The organism is Chelativorans xinjiangensis (assembly GCF_009812055.1).
In the GTDB taxonomy this organism is placed as follows: Bacteria; Pseudomonadota; Alphaproteobacteria; order Rhizobiales; family Rhizobiaceae; genus Chelativorans; species Chelativorans xinjiangense.
Map to the genome: position 1 here is coordinate 1 of NZ_WQNH01000072.1, position 17,835 is coordinate 17,835.

Below are 17,835 nucleotides of genomic sequence, written 5' to 3' on the forward strand. Positions count from 1 at the left end.
CCGTCAGTGACGTCTTGCCATGGTCGACGTGACCAATCGTCCCGATGTTCACATGCGGCTTCGTGCGCTCAAATTTACCTTTGGCCATGTGAGGTCTCCGTTATTCTCTGCCTATTCAGGCCTTGCTTCAGTGAGCCCGCTCGGGCGATCACGCGAACTTCTTCTGGATCTCCTGCGCCACAGCGCTGGGGACCGGCTCATAGTGGTCGAACTGCATCGTGTACTGGGCACGGCCCTGGGACATCGAGCGCAGATTGTCGACATATTTGAACATGTTGGCGAGCGGCACCATGGCATTGACGACGGTCGCGACACCGCGCGCCTCCGTGCCCTGGATCTGCCCGCGGCGGGAGTTCAGATCGCCGATGACGTCGCCCACGTAATCCTCCGGCGTCACCACCTCGACCTTCATGATCGGCTCGAGAAGCTGGGCACCAGCCTTCTGGGCGCCTTCGCGGAAAGCCGCACGTGCGGCGATCTCGAAGGCCAAAACGGACGAGTCGACGTCGTGATAGGCACCGTCGATGAGCGTCGCCTTCACGCCGAGCATCGGGAACCCAGCCACCGGGCCGGAGGACATGACGCTCTCGATGCCCTTCTGCACGCCGGGGATGTACTCCTTCGGCACGGAACCGCCAACAACCTTGGATTCGAAGACGAAATCCTCGCCTTCCGGGTTGGGCTCGAAGACGATCTTGACGCGGGCGAACTGGCCCGAGCCGCCGGTCTGCTTCTTGTGCGTGTAGTCGATCTCTGCTTGCCGCGTGATGGTCTCGCGGTAGGCCACCTGCGGCGCACCGACATTGGCCTCGACCTTGAACTCGCGCTTCATGCGGTCGACGATGATGTCGAGGTGAAGCTCGCCCATGCCGGCGATGATCGTCTGGCCGGACTCCTCGTCGGACTTGACGCGGAAGGACGGATCCTCCGCCGCCAGACGGTTGAGCGCCAAACCCATCTTCTCCTGGTCGCCCTTGGTCTTCGGCTCGATTGCGATCTGGATGACCGGCTCGGGGAACTCCATGCGCTCCAGGATGACCGGCTTCACCGGGTCACACAGCGTGTCGCCCGTGGTCGTCTCCTTCAGGCCGGCCAGCGCCACGATGTCGCCGGCATACGCCACCTCCAGGTCGGAACGCGAGTTGGAGTGCATCTGCAGCATACGCCCGATACGCTCACGCTTGTCCTTCACCGTATTGGCGAGTGACACGCCCTTGGTGAGGACGCCGGAATAGATGCGGCAGAAAGTGAGCGAGCCGACGAAGGGATCGTTCATGATCTTGAAAGCAAGCATCGACAGCGGCTCGTCGTCCGACGACTTGCGCGTCACCTCACCCTCGGTCTTCGGATCGATGCCCCTGATCGACGGCACCTCCACCGGCGAGGGCAGGAAGTCGACGACGCCGTCGAGCAGCGGCTGCACGCCCTTGTTCTTGAAGGCCGAGCCGCAGAACATCGGGAAGAACTTCACCTCGATGGTGCCCTTGCGGATCAGCTTGCGGATCTCGTCGTTGGACGGCATCTCGCCCTCGAGATAACGCTCCATCGCCGCCTCATCCATCTCGACGGCGGTCTCGATCAGCTTCTCACGGTATTCCTCGGCCTGCGCCTGCATGTCGGCCGGGATATCCAGAACGTCCCACGCCGCACCGAGGTTCTCCGACTGCCAGATAAGCGCCTTCATCTCGATGAGGTCGACGACGCCGGCAAAATCGCTCTCGGCGCCGATAGGAAGCTGCATGATGACAGGCGCAGCGCCAAGCCGCGTCTTGACCATCTCGGCCGAGCGGTAGAAGTCGGCGCCGATCTTGTCCATCTTGTTGCAGAAGATCATGCGCGGCACGCCGTACTTGTCGGCCTGGCGCCACACGGTCTCCGTCTGCGGCTCCACGCCGGCATTGGCGTCGAGCAGCGCAATGGCGCCGTCGAGCACGCGCAGCGAACGCTCTACCTCGATGGTGAAGTCCACGTGGCCGGGCGTGTCGATGATGTTGAAGCGGCGCTTCTTGCCGTCGCGACCTTCCCAGAAAGTGGTCGTGGCAGCAGAGGTAATGGTGATACCTCGCTCCTGCTCCTGCTCCATCCAGTCCATGGTGGCCGCGCCGTCATGGACTTCGCCGATCTTGTGCGACTTGCCGGTGTAAAACAGGACGCGCTCGGTCGTTGTCGTCTTGCCGGCGTCGATGTGCGCCATGATACCGAAGTTTCGGTAATCTTCGATCTTATACTCGCGGGCCATCGTGGGTACCTCTTCCTTCCTCTCGCACTACCAGCGGTAATGCGAGAACGCACGGTTGGCCTCGGCCATCTTGTGCGTATCTTCGCGCTTCTTGACGGCAGTGCCGCGATTGTTGGACGCATCCATGAGCTCGCCCGACAGGCGCTCGATCATGGTGGTCTCGTTACGGTTGCGAGCAGCCGTGATCAGCCAGCGGATGGCGAGCGCCTGACGGCGTTCCGGGCGCACATCAACCGGGACCTGGTAGGTGGCACCGCCGACACGCCTGGAGCGCACCTCGACATGCGGCGCGACGTTGTCCAGCGCCTGGTGGAAGATAGCCACCGGCTCCTGCCTGGTCTTTTCCTGCACCTGGTCGAGCGCGCCATAGACGATCTGCTCGGCGACGGACTTCTTGCCGTCCAGCATGATGGCATTCATGAACTTGGTCACAACCTGATCGCCGAACTTCGGATCCGGGTTGATTTCGCGCTTCTCTGCACGGTGACGTCGGGACATCTTTTTCGTCTCTCACCTTCATGGCCCGGCGCAAAACAAAAGCGCCGAAGCCGGGAAACCCTACTTCGGACGCTTTGCGCCATATTTGGAGCGGCGCTGCTTGCGGCTTTTCACACCCTGCGTGTCGAGCACGCCGCGGATGATGTGATAGCGTACGCCGGGAAGGTCCTTCACGCGGCCGCCGCGGATCATCACCACGGAGTGCTCCTGCAGGTTATGACCCTCACCCGGGATGTAGCCGATCACCTCGAAGCCGTTGGCAAGCCGAATCTTCGCCACCTTGCGCATGGCCGAGTTCGGCTTTTTCGGCGAAGTCGTATAGACGCGCGTGCACACTCCCCGCTTCTGCGGGTTGGCCTGCATGGCCGGCACCTTGTTGCGCTTCACCGGCGCCTTGCGCGGCTTGTTGATCAGCTGGTTTACGGTCGGCATCAAACCTTCCCTTGTTTCAATCTCGTGTCTCAAGTCGACGGAGTCGCGTTAAGACGAGGACAGTGCCCCATATGCAAATTCAGGCATCAAACCGCCTGACTGCGGTCCTGCCCGAACAAAAGCAGAGGAAGCGGCAACCCGCTTCATGCGCCGGAAGTCTGTCGCTCGTATAAACGAACCCTGTTTGAGGCTTTGCTTCAGGGCGCGTCGCCCCGAAAAGAAAGGCCTCACATCGGCTCAGACGCGGCGGGTAATACGCGCAACGCGAGCCACCGTCAACCCCGCTCCGGCAATTATCTTGCGCAATTGGACCGGTGTGAGCGATCAGGCACCGCGAACGATTATCCGCCCCTCAATATGAGGTGAGGAAGGGGAAATTTCCACCCTCGCCCTGTTGCCCATGTACCGGAAATGCGACAATTCGCGCGACATCGTGCCGTGATCGGCAGAACGCAAAAGGAATCAGCCCCATGAACGACAATGAGCAGCCGCCCGTAACCATCATTACCGGCCGGGTCTGGCGCGAAGCGGGCGGAGACAGCGAGGGCGTGCACGTCATGCTCATGGCGCCAGACGACGACACGGCGGTGCGCCTTGCACTGGAAGCGCTGGCGCAAGAAGGCTATGCGGAGGCCGAACTTGACCAGATCGGCGAGATGGAAGGCGCCCCCGACGAAGAGCCGCACCTGTCGGCCTGGCAGGGCGCCACCGAAGGCGAGATCGCCATCGTCACGTTCGATGAGCCGGCATAGCGCCTCCCCTCTCCTCATGGCTGTGCAGTCGCGCTGTCTTGCGGAGAGGGAAGGTGCTGCCTCCGTCAGAAGCAATAGCCCCAGGCGCGCCGGAAATGCCGATGGCGCCAATGGTGCCGATCGGACCAGTCGTCATGGCAGTATATCATCTTCGGACGGTTCATCTCCGCCGCGGCCTCGACGGCCGCATTCTTGGCTCGAACCGACTCGACCTCCCGCCGAATGCAATCCGCCATCTCCTTGTCGCCGCTCTTGTAGCCGTAGGCGGAGCAGCGCGCCGAGAAATGGGTGGCGACAGTTGCAGGCGCAGCGGTCTGCAGCCAGGCGGAGGATTCCGGCCTACCTAGAAGAAGTTCGCCTTGCGTGCCCGTGCAGGCGGCGCAAACCGTAATAATCGGGAAAATAGCGTACCTGAAAAAGGTCTTCATAATTCCCTTCTCCTCTGATGCCCGCGGCGACGTACATTGCCGCAGCCCCCAAAGTCGAATCTGGCTTTTCAATTGATGGACTACTGCCTCCGGCGGAAGAAACTGCGTGCCTGAAAACAAAGGCAAGCGCCTGAATGCGCCAGACATTAAAAATTTAAATAAAGTAAGTATTTTTTCTCTTCCTTGAATCAAACAACAACTTGTAGTTTTATTATGAAAATAAATACTACCCGTCAACATGCCGCTTAAAACAGCGTTAATTCAACAATTCATCCTGAAACAAAAAAGAAGCCGCCGGACTATCCGGCGGCTTCTCATAAAGTGAAGCGATGGACGGTTTCTACCTACTCGGCTGCACCCGTCATATCGGCCAGCGCGGCCTCGGCCGTCTCCGCGCCCGACTCCTTGCGCCGCTCGTCGAGGATGAGCTCGTCGCGCGAACGGGCGATGCGCCGGATCTGGCTCATAGCGCCGCCGGTACCGGCCGGAATGAGGCGGCCGACGATGACGTTCTCCTTGAGCCCCTGCAGCGTGTCGATCTTGCCGGCGACCGAAGCCTCCGTCAGCACCCGCGTCGTCTCCTGGAAGGAGGCGGCGGAGATGAAGGACGGCGTCTGCAGCGAGGCCTTGGTGATGCCGAGCAGCACCGGCTGGCCCTCGGCCGGCTTCTTGCCTTCCTCGACCAACCGGTCGTTGACCTCGTCGAACTCGACCTGGTCCACGTGATCGCCGGGGATGTAGGTCGAGTCGCCCTGCGCCGTGATCTCAACCTTCTGCAGCATCTGGCGAACGATCACCTCGATGTGCTTGTCGTTGATCATCACGCCCTGCAACCGGTAGACCTCCTGGATCTCGTTGACGAGGTAGGAGGCCAGCGCCTCCACGCCCTTGATCGCCAGGATGTCGTGCGGCGCCGGATTGCCGTCAAGGATGAAGTCGCCCTTCTCGATGACGTCGCCGTCCTGCAGATGGAACGGCTTGCCCTTCGGGATGAGGTACTCCACCGGCTCCATGGTCGAATCGTGCGGCTCGATGACGATGCGGCGCTTGTTCTTGTAGTCGCGGCCGAAGCGCACCGTGCCGTCGATCTCGGCGATGATGGCATGATCCTTCGGACGCCGTGCCTCGAACAGCTCCGCCACCCGCGGCAGACCGCCGGTGATGTCCTTGGTCTTCGCGCTTTCCATCGGAATACGCGCAAGCACGTCGCCGGGCTGCACCTTTGCACCGGGCTCGGTCGACAGCACCGCCTCCACCGAAAGCAGGAAGCGCGCCTCGCCGCCGCGGGCGAGCTTGGCCACCTTGCCCTTGGAGTCGAGGATGGTGATCGCCGGCTTGAGGTCCGAGCCGCGCGGCGTCGACCGCCAGTCGACGACCTCGCGCTTGGTGATGCCGGTCGATTCGTCCGTCGTCTCCTGCACCGAGATGCCGTCCACCAGGTCCTCGAAGGCCACGGTGCCCTCGACTTCCGTCAGCATCGGCCGTGTGTACGGATCCCACTCGGCAATGCGCTGGCCGCGCTTCACCTTGTCGCCGTCATCCACGTAAATCCGTGAACCGTACGCGATGCGATGCGAGGCACGCTCGGCGCCACCCTCGTCGAGGATCAGCACCGCCATGTTGCGGCCCATGACGACCAGATGGCCGTCGGAGTTACGCACCACGTTGCGGTTGCGGATCGCCACCGTGCCCTCGAAGGAAGCCTCGAGGAAGGACTGGTCCACCACCTGAGCGGTGCCGCCCATGTGGAAGGTACGCATGGTGAGCTGAGTGCCCGGCTCGCCGATCGACTGCGCCGCGATGACGCCGACTGCCTCGCCGATATTGACCGGCGTGCCGCGCGCCAGATCGCGGCCGTAGCAGACGGCACAGACACCGCTCCTCATCTCACAGGTGAGTGCGGAGCGGATGCGCACGGTCTGGATGCCGGCGGCCTCGATGGCCTCGACATCGCGCTCGTCGATGAGGCGACCGGCCGGCACTATGACCTCGTCGGTCGCAGGGTTGACCACATCATCGAGTGCGGTGCGGCCAAGCACGCGCTGGCCGATGGAGGCAACCACCTGCCCCGCGTCGACGATGGGCTGCATGGTGAGGCCCTTGTCGGTACCGCAATCGGGCGTGACCACGATGCAATCCTGCGCCACGTCGACGAGACGCCGCGTCAGGTAGCCCGAATTCGCGGTCTTGAGCGCCGTATCGGCGAGGCCCTTGCGCGCGCCGTGGGTGGAGTTGAAGTACTCCATCACGGTCAGGCCTTCCTTGAAGTTCGAGATGATCGGCGTCTCGATGATGGAGCCGTCCGGACGTGCCATCAGGCCGCGCATGCCGGCAAGCTGGCGCATCTGCGCCGGCGAACCGCGGGCGCCGGAGTGCGACATCATGTAGATCGAGTTCATCGGCTTCTGGCGCTTGTCCTCGCCGAACTCGATCGCCTTGATGCGCTTCATCATCTCGTCGGCGACCTTCTCCGAGCACTTGGCCCAGGCATCGACGACCTTGTTGTACTTCTCGCCCTGGGTGATCAGGCCGTCGTTGTACTGCTGCTCGTACTCCTTGGCGAGCGCCTCGGTCTCCGCGACCAGGTTCACCTTGGTGTCGGGGATCAGCATGTCGTCCTTGCCGAAGGAAATGCCCGCCGTGCAGGCGCGGGTAAATCCGAGCGACATGATCCGGTCGCAGAAGATCACCGTCTCCTTCTGGCCGCAGTGGCGGTAGACCAAATCGATCATCTTGGAGATGTTCTTCTTAGTCATCTCCTGATTGCAGATGTCGAAGGGCACGTTCGCGTTCTTCGGCAGAAGCTCACCGATGATCATGCGGCCGGGCGTCGTCTCATGGATCTGCGAGACCTGATTGCCGTCATGATCGACGGTCTTGAAGCGGCCTTTGATCTTGGTGTGCAGCGTGACGACCTTGGTCTCGAGCGCATGATGCAATTCGCCCATATCGGCGAACACCATCCCCTCGCCCGGCTCGTTCTGGTTCATGATGGACAGGTAGTAGAGTCCCAGAACCATGTCCTGCGAGGGCACGATGATCGGTGCGCCGGAGGCCGGGTGCAGGATGTTGTTGGTCGACATCATGAGCACGCGCGCTTCGAGCTGCGCTTCCAGCGACAGCGGCACGTGGACGGCCATCTGGTCACCGTCGAAGTCGGCGTTGAAGGCGGTGCAGACCAACGGGTGAAGCTGGATCGCCTTGCCTTCGATGAGCACCGGCTCGAAGGCCTGGATGCCGAGGCGGTGCAGCGTGGGCGCCCGGTTCAAGAGCACCGGATGCTCGCGGATCACCTCGTCGAGGATATCCCAGACCTCCGGACGCTCCTTCTCCACCAGCTTCTTCGCCTGCTTGACGGTGGACGAAAAGCCCTTGGCGTCGAGACGCGCGTAGATGAAGGGCTTGAAGAGCTCCAGCGCCATCTTCTTCGGCAGGCCGCACTGGTGCAGCTTCAGCTCGGGACCCGTCACGATGACGGAGCGGCCGGAATAGTCGACGCGCTTGCCGAGCAGGTTCTGCCGGAAGCGGCCCTGCTTGCCCTTCAGCATGTCGGACAGCGACTTCAGCGGCCGCTTGTTGGCGCCCGTGATGACGCGGCCACGGCGGCCGTTGTCGAACAGTGCGTCGACGGCCTCCTGCAGCATGCGCTTTTCGTTACGGATGATGATGCCGGGCGCCCTGAGTTCGATCAGCCGCTTCAGACGGTTGTTACGGTTGATGACGCGGCGGTAGAGATCGTTGAGATCCGACGTCGCAAACCGGCCGCCGTCGAGCGGCACCAGCGGGCGCAGGTCCGGCGGGATGACCGGGACGATCTTCATGATCATCCATTCCGGCCGGTTGCCGGACTCCAGGAAGTTTTCCACGACCTTGAGCCGCTTCAGAAGCTTCTTCTGCTTGAGCTCCGACGTGGTGGAGGCAAGCTCGGAGCGCAGGTCGCCGGCGATCTTCTCCAGGTCCATGCCGGCCAGAAGGTGATGGATCGCTTCCGCGCCGATCATGGCCGTAAAGGAGTCCTCGCCGAACTCGTCGACGGCGATCATGTACTCCTCTTCGGAGAGAAGCTGGTTCTCCTTGAGAGACGTCAGGCCGGGCTCGGTCACGATGTAGTTCTCGAAGTAGAGAACCCGCTCGATGTCCTTGAGCGTCATGTCGAGCAGCGTGCCGATGCGTGAGGGCAGCGACTTCAGGAACCAGATGTGGGCAACGGGCGCGGCCAGTTCGATGTGCCCCATGCGCTCGCGGCGCACGCGGGAAAGCGTGACCTCGACACCGCACTTCTCGCAGATGACGCCCTTGTACTTCATGCGCTTATATTTGCCGCACAGGCACTCGTAGTCCTTGATGGGACCGAAAATGCGCGCGCAGAACAGGCCGTCACGCTCCGGCTTGAAGGTGCGGTAGTTGATGGTCTCCGGCTTCTTGATCTCGCCGTAGGACCAGGACAGGATCTTCTCCGGGCTCGCCAGCGAAATCCGGATGGAATCGAAGGTCTGTGCCGGCGCCTGAGGGTTGAACAGGTTCATGACCTCTTGGTTCATGCCGATCTCCTTTGCGGGACATTAAGTCCCTTGGTCATTCTGCGGTCGTCGCGGGCGTCCAGCGGCTCTTGTCCCGTTCCTGCTGGTCGCCGCATCGCCGTCGATACGGGCGGTGCGCCGCGATCCAAGACCGCGGCGCATACGCAATTCACTCCGCTGCGTCGGGCAACTGCGCCGGCGGCTCCTCCAAGCGCGAGTTCTCGAGCTCCACATTGAGGCCCAGAGAGCGCATCTCCTTGACCAGCACGTTGAAGCTCTCGGGGATGCCCGCCTCGAAGGTGTCGTCGCCGCGCACGATGGCCTCGTAGACCTTGGTGCGGCCGGCCACGTCGTCCGACTTGACGGTGAGCATCTCCTGCAGCGTGTAGGCGGCGCCATAGGCTTCCAGCGCCCACACCTCCATCTCGCCGAAGCGCTGTCCGCCGAACTGCGCCTTGCCGCCCAGCGGCTGCTGGGTGACGAGCGAATACGGACCGATGGAGCGGGCGTGGATCTTGTCGTCCACCAGGTGGTGCAGCTTCAGCATGTAGATGTAGCCCACCGTTACCTGACGATCGAACGCTTCACCCGTGCGGCCGTCATACAGCGTCACCTGACCGCTCGAGTTGAGCCCCGCTTCCTCCAACACCTCGTTGATGTCGGATTCGTGCGCTCCGTCGAAAACAGGCGTGGCGATGGAAACACCGCGGCGCATCTGCTCGCCGAGCCGTATGACGCTATCGTCGTCATACGCACGCACCGGTTCGTTGCGGTCGTTGTCCGGGATCAGCTTCTCGATCGTCTTGCGGAGCGGCTTGATATCGCCCTTCTCCTTGTAGGCGTCGATCAATTCGCCGATCTGCCGGCCCATGCCCGCGCAGGCCCAGCCAAGATGCGTCTCCAGGATCTGGCCGACATTCATGCGGCTCGGCACGCCGAGCGGGTTCAAGACGATGTCTACGTGGGTACCGTCATCGAGGAACGGCATGTCCTCGATGGGCACGATCCTTGAGACGACACCCTTGTTGCCGTGCCGGCCGGCCATCTTGTCTCCGGGCTGCATCTTACGCTTCACGGCGACGAAGACCTTGACCATCTTCATGACGCCGGGGGGCATCTCGTCGCCGCGCTGCACCTTCTCGACCTTGTCCATGAAGCGCTGCTCCAGCGCGCTCTTGGACTCGTCGTACTGGGCGCGCAACGCTTCGAGTCCGGTCTGCTGCTTCTCGTTCTCGACGGCGAACTGCCACCACTGCGAACGCGGATACTCGTCAAGCAGTTCCGAAGTCAGCTTGGTGCCCTTCTTAAAGCCCTTGGGCCCTGCGATCGCCGTCTTTCCGATAAGCATATCGGAAAGACGCGCATAGACGTTGCGGTCGAGGATCGACTGCTCGTCATCGCGGTCCTTGGCGAGCCGCTCGATCTCCTCGCGCTCGATCGCCATGGCGCGCTCGTCCTTCTCCACGCCGTGGCGGTTGAAGACGCGCACCTCGACCACCGTGCCGTAGGTGCCGGGCGGCATGCGCATGGAGGTGTCGCGGACGTCGGACGCCTTCTCGCCGAAGATGGCGCGCAGGAGCTTTTCCTCCGGCGTCATCGGGCTTTCGCCCTTCGGCGTGATCTTGCCGACCAGGATGTCGCCCGGCTGGACTTCGGCGCCGATATAGACAATGCCCGCCTCATCGAGGTTCTTCAGCGCCTCTTCCGAAACGTTCGGAATGTCGCGCGTGATCTCCTCCGGCCCGAGCTTGGTGTCGCGCGCCATGATCTCGAACTCCTCGATGTGGATCGAGGTGAAGACATCGTCGCGCACGATGCGCTCGGAGAGCAGGATGGAGTCCTCGTAGTTGTAGCCGTTCCATGGCATGAAGGCGACGAGGACGTTACGGCCGAGCGCCAGGTCGCCCAGGTCCGTCGACGGGCCATCGGCGATGATGTCGCCTTTGTTGATCTCATCGCCCACCCGCACCAGCGGACGCTGGTTGATGCAGGTGTTCTGGTTGGAGCGCTGGAACTTCTGCAGCCGGTAGATGTCGACACCGGACTGCGAGGCGTCCACGTCCTCCGTGGCACGGATAACGATACGCGTCGCGTCCACCTGGTCGACCACGCCCGTGCGGCGGGCGGCAATCGCCGCGCCCGAATCGCGCGCCACCACCGGCTCCATGCCGGTGCCCACGAACGGGGCCTCGGCACGCACCAGCGGCACGGCCTGACGCTGCATGTTCGAGCCCATGAGCGCGCGGTTGGCGTCGTCATTCTCCAGGAACGGAATGAGCGCGGCGGCAACCGAAACAAGCTGCTTCGGCGAGACGTCCATCAGGTCGACGTTCTCGCGCGGCGCCATCATCACCTCGCCGGCGTGGCGGCAGACCACGAACTCGTCGGCGAAGCGGCCGTCCTTGTCGATCTCGGCGTTGGCCTGAGCAACGTAGTGCTTGGCCTCTTCCATCGCCGACAGGTAGACGACGTCCTCGCTCACCTTACCATCGATGATCCTGCGGTACGGCGTCTCGATGAAGCCGTACTTGTTGACACGGGCGAAGGTCGCCAACGAGTTGATAAGACCGATATTCGGGCCTTCCGGCGTCTCGATCGGGCAGATGCGGCCATAGTGCGTCGGGTGCACGTCGCGCACCTCGAAGCCCGCCCGCTCGCGGGTCAGACCGCCCGGGCCAAGCGCCGACAGGCGCCGCTTGTGGGTGATCTCCGACAGCGGGTTCGTCTGGTCCATGAACTGCGAGAGCTGCGAGGAGCCGAAAAACTCGCGTACCGCGGCAGCCGCGGGCTTGGCGTTGATCAGGTCCTGCGGCATGACCGTGTCGATCTCGATCGACGACATGCGCTCCTTGATGGCGCGCTCCATGCGCAAGAGGCCGACGCGGTACTGGTTCTCCATGAGTTCGCCGACCGAACGCACGCGGCGGTTGCCGAGATTGTCGATGTCGTCGATCTCGCCCTTGCCGTCGCGCAGCTCGACCAGGGTCTTGACCACGGCGACGATGTCTTCCTTGCGCAGGACGCGCACGGAATCCTCGGCATCCAGCTCCAGGCGCATGTTCATCTTCACCCGGCCCACGGCCGAAAGGTCGTAGCGCTCGGGATCGAAGAACAGCGAGTGGAACATCGCCTCCGCCGTCTCCAGCGTCGGCGGCTCGCCCGGGCGCATGACCCGATAGATGTCGAACAGCGCGTCCTGGCGGGTCTCGTTCTTGTCGGCAACCAGCGTGTTGCGGATATAGCCGCCGATATTGACATGGTCGATGTCGAGGAAATGCACCTCCCCGGCGCCTGCGTCGAGCAGAACCTTGAGCGTCTTCTCGTCGATCTCGTCGCCCGCCTCGAGGAAGATCTCGCCCGTCTCCAGGTTGACGATGTCTTCGGCAAGGTAGTTGCCGATCAGGTCGTCCTCGCTGGCGCGAACGGCCTTCAGGCCCTTCTCGGCAAGCTGCCGAGCCTGGCGCGCCGTCATCTTCTTGCCGGCTTCCAGCACCACCTCGCCTGAATCGGCGTCGATGATATCGGCCGTGGCCTTCATGCCGCGGAAGCGCTCGGCGGAGAACGGCACGCGCCAGTTCTCGCCGTCGCGGATATAGGTCAGCTGGTTATAGAAGGTCGAAAGGATCTCCTCACTGTCCATGCCGAGTGCCATCAGCAGCGACGTGGCTGGGATCTTGCGCCGGCGATCGATGCGCGCGTAGACGACGTCCTTGGCGTCGAACTCGATGTCGAGCCAGGAACCGCGATACGGAATGACGCGCGCGGCGAAAAGCAGCTTGCCGGACGAGTGCGACTTGCCCTTGTCATGGTCGAAGAAGACACCCGGCGAGCGGTGCATCTGCGAGACGATCACGCGCTCGGTGCCGTTGACGATGAAGGTGCCGTTCGACGTCATGAGCGGCATGTCGCCCATGTAGACGTCCTGCTCCTTGATGTCCTTGATGGACTTGGCCTGCGTGTCCTCATCGATGTCGAACACGATGAGGCGCAGCGTCACCTTGAGCGGTGCCGCATAGGTGAGGTCGCGCTGGCGGCACTCCTCGGTATCGAACTTCGGGGGCTCGAACTCGTACTTGACGAATTCGAGCATCGCCGTGCCGGCGAAATCCTGGATCGGAAACACCGACTTGAAAACTGCCTGCAGCCCCTCGTCGGGACGCCCACCCTCGGGCTCCTCGACCATCAGGAACTGGTCATAGGATGCTTTTTGAACCTCGATGAGGTTCGGCATCTCCGCAACTTCCGGAATCTTCCCGAAAAACTTGCGTACGCGCCTGCGACCGTTGAAAGTCTGGGTCTGGGCCATCGTCGCTCCTTGCCTGCCGCTTGCCTGCCACTTCGGGCCGCCCTGAGCCTGTCGAAGGGCGACCAATCCAAACGGATGAAAACCCGTTTCCTGAAGGCCGCCTCGGAGGCCGTCAGGAAAAAGGTTTTCGCTTCAATTACGTCTCGCTGCCGGCCCGCGGACGACTGCCCGCGGGCCGGCGGCAAGCACTTACTTCAGTTCGACCTTGGCGCCGGCCCCTTCGAGCTGCGCTTTGATCTTCTCGGCCTCGTCCTTCGACACGGCCTCTTTGACCGGCTTCGGTGCCGCCTCGACCAGATCCTTGGCCTCCTTCAGGCCCAGGCCGGTGATGGCGCGCACTTCCTTGATCACGTTGATCTTCTGCGCACCGGCCTCGGCGAGAACGACGTCGAACTCGGTCTTCTCTTCCGCGGTCTCGGCAGGCGCACCGGCACCGCCGGCAGCCGCCACGGCCACCGGAGCCGCCGCGGAGACGCCCCACTTCTCTTCCAGCATCTTCGACAGCTCGGCCGCCTCGATGACGGTCAGGCTGGAAAGGTCATCAACGATCTTCGCAAGATCAGCCATTGTTCATTTCCTTCGTAAAAGTTCGAACTGTGTTGCAGGTGTGAGGAACGGCCTCATGCCGCCTCGTCCTTCCGGGCATAGGCGCCAAAGACACGGGCAAGCTTGCCTGCCGGTGCATTGACGACCTGGGCGATCCGGGTTGCCGGCGTTGAGATCATGCCGACGATCTTCGCTCTGAGCTCGTCCAGCGACGGCAGCGAGGCAAGTGCCTTCACGCCGTCGGCGTCGAGCGTGGTCGCGCCCATCGCGCCGCCGAGGATGACAAGATTGTCATTGCCCTTGGCGAAATCGCTGGCGACCTTCGGAGCGACAACCGGATCGTCCGAGTAAGCAATCAGGGTCTGCCCCTCGAAGAGGGCCTGAATGCCTTCGGACTTGGTACCCTGAAGAGCGATCTTGGCGAGACGGTTCTTCGCGACCTTGACGGTCCCGCCTGCCTCGCGCATCTTCGACCGAAGGTCGTTCATCTGCGCGACGGTCAGACCGGTGTAGTGTGCCACGACGAGAGAACCGGTGTTCTCGAACACCTGGTTCAGGCCCGTGACGAACTCGCGTTTTTCCGCTCTGTCCACAGCCTTTCTCCAGTTGACGGCGCCCCTTTTCTATAGGTTTGCCGCCGGGTTGCCTTTTGCCGACCGGGCTTTCCTTCCGGATCACCCGAACGACGCTCGAGGATCCTGCCCCCTTTCGCCGCGCCGGCAGAACCGGCAATCGGGCAAAAGGCCAACACGGTTCGAACCTTCCGTCGGCCTGCTTGCGCAAAACCTTAAGTTGGTTCTTACCCGTCTCATGCAGGCTCTTTCGAAGAATTAAGGCGAGCCGCCTGCAGTCTCGGACAGGATTGCCGGGGGATACCCCCAGCTTCCGGGCCGTTGCCGCCCCGGAATGGATGCGCCGGAAAGGATGCCCCCTCCCGGCAGGAACTTTACGATGCGCTCAAGGTTGACGGGTCGATCTTGAGACCGGGGCCCATGGTCGACGTCAGGGCCACGCGCTTGACGTAGTTGCCCTTGGCGCCCGACGGCTTGGCCTTGGTTACGGCATCGGCGAACGCGCGCACATTCTCGGCAATCGCATTGGCGTCGAAAGACGCCTTGCCGACGCCGGCATGCACGATGCCCGCCTTCTCGACCCGAAACTCGACAGCGCCGCCCTTGGAGGCCTCGACGGCGGCCGCAACGTCAGCCGTCACCGTACCCACCTTCGGGTTCGGCATCAGGCCGCGCGGACCCAGCACCTTGCCGAGCCGGCCGACCAGCGGCATCATGTCGGGCGTGGCAATGCAGCGGTCGAAATCGATCTCGCCCTTCTGCACGCTTTCCACCAGGTCTTCCGCACCGACGATGTCGGCGCCGGCGGCCTTGGCTTCATCCGCCTTGTCGCCCTTGGCGAAGACGGCCACACGCACCGAGCGGCCGGTGCCGTTCGGCAGGTTGACGACGCCACGCACCATCTGGTCGGCATGGCGCGGATCGACGCCGAGGTTCATCGCCACTTCGATGGTCTCGTCGAACTTGGCCGTCGCCCGCTCCTTCAGAAGCTTTACCGCCTCCTCAAGCGAATAGTGCTTGTTGCGGTCGACGCCCTCGCGGCTCTTGGCCACACGCTTGGAAAGTTTCACAGCCATCTCTTCAGCCCACCACTTCCAGGCCCATGGAGCGGGCCGAGCCCTCCACCATGCGCATAGCCGCGTTCACGTCGTTCGCGTTCAGGTCCGCCATCTTGGCTTCGGCGATCTTGCGCACCTTGTCGCGCGAAATCTGACCGACCGTCTGTTTGCCCGGCTCCTTGGCGCCCGACTTCAGCTTCGCCTCCTTCTTGAGGAAGTAGCTCACCGGCGGGGTCTTCATGGTGAAGGTGAACGACTTGTCCTGGTAGTAGGTGATGACCACCGGGATGGGCGAGCCCTTCTCCATTTCCTGGCTCTGCGCGTTGAACGCCTTGCAGAACTCCATGATATTGATGCCACGCTGACCAAGCGCAGGTCCGATCGGCGGCGACGGCGTCGCCGACCCCGCGGGAACCTGAAGCTTGAGCTGGCCTGCAATCTTCTTAGCCATCTCTCATCTGCCTCGTTTCATGCCGGCCTCGGCCGACGGTTGCAGTTCGGTGGTGCGGACACCGGCGGCCGGCTACGCCGCCTTATCCTTCCACCATTATCGTTCCGGGAAGCCGGAACCGCCGATCAGCTCTTCTCGACCTGACCGAACTCCAGATCGACGGGCACGGCGCGCCCGAAGATCGAAACCTCCACCTTGAGGCGCGAACGCTCCTCGTCGACCTCCTGGACGGCTCCGTTGAAAGAAGCGAAGGGACCATCGGAAACACGCACTTGCTCGCCGATCTCGAAGGTCACCGAAGGCTTCGGCCGCTCGACGCCCTCCTGGACCTGGTGCAAGATGCGCTCGGCCTCCGCCTGCGTAATCGGCACCGGCCTGGAATCGCCCAGAAAACCGGTCACCTTGGGCGTATTCTTGATGAGGCTGAACACTGCGTCCGTCAGATCGGCCTTCACCAGCACGTAGCCCGGGAAGAATTTGCGCTCGGCATCGACCTTGCGGCCACGACGCACCTCGACGACCTTTTCCGTCGGCACCACGACCTCTTCGATCGCGTTGCTCAACCCCTTCTGGCGCGCCTGCTCCTCGATCGATTCGGCAACCTTCTTCTCGAAATTCGAGTAAGCGTGGACGATGTACCACCGCGCAGTCATTTCAAAAAACTCTCCCTATGCCGCCGTCGCTCAAGAGCCGATCTGCAGAATCAGTTCGATTACCCACGACATCACCTGGTCAGCGGCAAAAAAGAAGAGCGCGGCCAAGGCGGCGAATGCGAGCACCATGACGGTGGAAATCAGTGTCTCCCTCCGCGACGGCCATGTCACCTTCGCCGTTTCGGCCCGTACCTGCTGCAGAAACGTGAAAGGGTTCGTGGTCTTAGACGCCATCTATCGCTCTATATTTTGAAGCGCCGGGAAATCCCGGTTCTCTCGCCGCGTGTCGCGCCCACGTGGAAACCCGGACGCGATGCGAAGCCGGCCCTGCGAATCGCCACCTTGCTCCAGACACGCGACAAAGGCGCGTAAAGCCGTTCCCCGGCTCCACGCACCGTGTCCGTTTCCTACATAGTGCCAATCTTCCCCCTACGCAAGGGCCTTTCTCGGCAATCGTGGAACCTGAAACGAAGGTGGCAGGGGCAGCAGGGCTCGAACCTGCGACCTGCGGTTTTGGAGACCGCCGCTCTACCAACTGAGCTATACCCCTTCCCGCCTGCGCTCAGCGCGCTACGGGCAGGCGCTTCCTAAGGATTTCCATCCTATCTGTAAAGTATCTTTGCACCAATTTGGGCCCCAACTCAGGCAAAGTCCGCGTTCTTTGCCCCAGCGGTGCGCAAATCTGCTTTCAGGAACCGGACTGCGGCTGATATGGGCGGCCCGGCACGCCCCAGCCCCATTGGGGCATGGGTTCCTCGGCGGGCTCGAAGCCCGGCTTCCGGTTGGAGTTGAATTTCGCCAATCGGGTGCCCCACTCGACATAAGCCATGAAGGCGGAGCGGAACTCCGGATCATCCGGCAGGTCGACCGCATCGGCCGCGTCCTGGAGCAGATCGATCCAGCGGCGACGCTGCTCCTCCGTCAAGTGCCGGTTCAGATGATGCGCGATCATTTCACGGTGGCCGCCGAGATTGTCGCTATAGGACGTCGGACCGCCGAAGACCTCGCCGATGAAGGCAGCCACATGCTGCGGGTGATCGTCGGACATGTTGCGAAACACCGGCTCAAGAAGCGGGTCCTGCAGCACCCTTGCGTAAAAGACCTCCGTCAGCCGATTGAGGGCTTCGCCGCCGCCCGCCCAGTCATAAAGGCTCGGCACGTCCTTCTTCATCGCGTCTTCCTTCCGAGGATCCCCCAGCCTAGCGCAAATGTGGTGGTTGCCTCACCGCCAGTCAAACAAAAAGGGCGGCCGAAGCCGCCCCTTGTTCGCTGGTCGCAGGCAATCGCCGACAGTTACTCAGTGATTGCCGCGACGATGCCGGCGCCGACGGTGCGGCCGCCCTCGCGGATGGCGAAGCGCAGCCGCTCCTCCATGGCGAT

The 17,835-nt window shown here is 62.6% G+C and carries 16 protein-coding genes and 1 tRNA gene; 1 reads left to right on the plus strand and 16 read right to left on the minus strand.

Going from position 1 to position 17,835, the window contains the following annotated elements; translation table 11 throughout:
* The 4 genes from GM910_RS25115 to rpsL all read right to left on the minus strand — a co-directional run.
* Positions 1 to 88: GTP-binding protein (locus GM910_RS25115; protein ID WP_235911641.1), on the minus strand; the 88-nt coding region annotated here is incomplete at its 3' end.
* 60 nt (positions 89 to 148) lie between these two features.
* Positions 149 to 2,239, minus strand: a complete 2,091-nt coding sequence (gene fusA / locus GM910_RS25120) for an elongation factor G (RefSeq protein ID WP_159593248.1) — start codon at positions 2,237 to 2,239, stop codon at positions 149 to 151.
* Between the two features lie 27 nt (positions 2,240 to 2,266).
* Positions 2,267 to 2,737 (minus strand): 30S ribosomal protein S7, encoded by a 471-nt coding sequence (gene rpsG / locus GM910_RS25125; protein WP_159593251.1) that lies wholly within the window; start codon positions 2,735 to 2,737, stop codon positions 2,267 to 2,269.
* A gap of 60 nt (positions 2,738 to 2,797) precedes the next feature.
* Positions 2,798 to 3,169, minus strand: a complete 372-nt coding sequence (gene rpsL / locus GM910_RS25130) for a 30S ribosomal protein S12 (RefSeq protein ID WP_159593254.1) — start codon at positions 3,167 to 3,169, stop codon at positions 2,798 to 2,800.
* A 470-nt stretch (positions 3,170 to 3,639) separates the two neighbouring features.
* On the opposite strand from rpsL, the gene GM910_RS25135 reads away from it, so the two are divergent.
* Complete coding sequence (locus tag GM910_RS25135) at positions 3,640 to 3,921, plus strand: transcriptional regulator (RefSeq protein ID WP_159593257.1); 282 nt, start codon at positions 3,640 to 3,642, stop codon at positions 3,919 to 3,921.
* A gap of 65 nt (positions 3,922 to 3,986) precedes the next feature.
* Here the strand turns inward: GM910_RS25135 and GM910_RS25140 are convergent, their stop codons facing one another.
* From GM910_RS25140 to GM910_RS25195, 12 genes are all read right to left on the minus strand, one after another.
* On the minus strand, positions 3,987 to 4,589 hold the full coding sequence (locus GM910_RS25140; RefSeq protein ID WP_159593260.1) for a hypothetical protein: 603 nt from the start codon (positions 4,587 to 4,589) through the stop codon (positions 3,987 to 3,989).
* 104 nt (positions 4,590 to 4,693) lie between these two features.
* On the minus strand, positions 4,694 to 8,890 hold the full coding sequence (rpoC, locus tag GM910_RS25145; RefSeq protein ID WP_159593263.1) for a DNA-directed RNA polymerase subunit beta': 4,197 nt from the start codon (positions 8,888 to 8,890) through the stop codon (positions 4,694 to 4,696).
* A 148-nt stretch (positions 8,891 to 9,038) separates the two neighbouring features.
* Positions 9,039 to 13,175 (minus strand): DNA-directed RNA polymerase subunit beta, encoded by a 4,137-nt coding sequence (gene rpoB, locus GM910_RS25150; RefSeq protein WP_159593266.1) that lies wholly within the window; start codon positions 13,173 to 13,175, stop codon positions 9,039 to 9,041.
* Between the two features lie 189 nt (positions 13,176 to 13,364).
* Positions 13,365 to 13,742 carry a 50S ribosomal protein L7/L12 gene (rplL, locus tag GM910_RS25155; RefSeq protein WP_159593269.1) on the minus strand — a complete coding sequence of 126 codons (378 nt, stop codon included), beginning with the start codon at positions 13,740 to 13,742 and terminating at the stop codon, positions 13,365 to 13,367.
* A gap of 53 nt (positions 13,743 to 13,795) precedes the next feature.
* Positions 13,796 to 14,314 carry a 50S ribosomal protein L10 gene (gene rplJ, locus GM910_RS25160; RefSeq protein WP_159593272.1) on the minus strand — a complete coding sequence of 173 codons (519 nt, stop codon included), beginning with the start codon at positions 14,312 to 14,314 and terminating at the stop codon, positions 13,796 to 13,798.
* Positions 14,315 to 14,667: 353 nt separating this feature from the next.
* Entirely contained in the window at positions 14,668 to 15,369 is a 702-nt protein-coding gene (gene rplA / locus GM910_RS25165; RefSeq protein ID WP_159593278.1) for a 50S ribosomal protein L1, read from the minus strand.
* Positions 15,370 to 15,373: 4 nt separating this feature from the next.
* On the minus strand, positions 15,374 to 15,802 hold the full coding sequence (gene rplK, locus GM910_RS25170) for a 50S ribosomal protein L11 (RefSeq protein WP_159593281.1): 429 nt from the start codon (positions 15,800 to 15,802) through the stop codon (positions 15,374 to 15,376).
* Positions 15,803 to 15,927: 125 nt separating this feature from the next.
* Positions 15,928 to 16,455, minus strand: coding sequence for a transcription termination/antitermination protein NusG (nusG, locus tag GM910_RS25175; protein WP_159593284.1), 528 nt, complete (start codon positions 16,453 to 16,455; stop codon positions 15,928 to 15,930).
* A 30-nt stretch (positions 16,456 to 16,485) separates the two neighbouring features.
* Positions 16,486 to 16,689, minus strand: coding sequence for a preprotein translocase subunit SecE (gene secE, locus GM910_RS25180; protein WP_159593287.1), 204 nt, complete (start codon positions 16,687 to 16,689; stop codon positions 16,486 to 16,488).
* Between the two features lie 240 nt (positions 16,690 to 16,929).
* Positions 16,930 to 17,005: transfer RNA gene (locus tag GM910_RS25185), tRNA-Trp, on the minus strand.
* 138 nt (positions 17,006 to 17,143) lie between these two features.
* A complete protein-coding gene (locus GM910_RS25190; protein ID WP_159593290.1) occupies positions 17,144 to 17,626 on the minus strand; it encodes a group II truncated hemoglobin in 483 nt (160 codons plus the stop codon).
* 122 nt (positions 17,627 to 17,748) lie between these two features.
* Positions 17,749 to 17,835 (minus strand): EF-Tu C-terminal domain-related protein (locus GM910_RS25195; protein WP_484482039.1); only part of this gene is annotated, 87 nt, incomplete at its 5' end.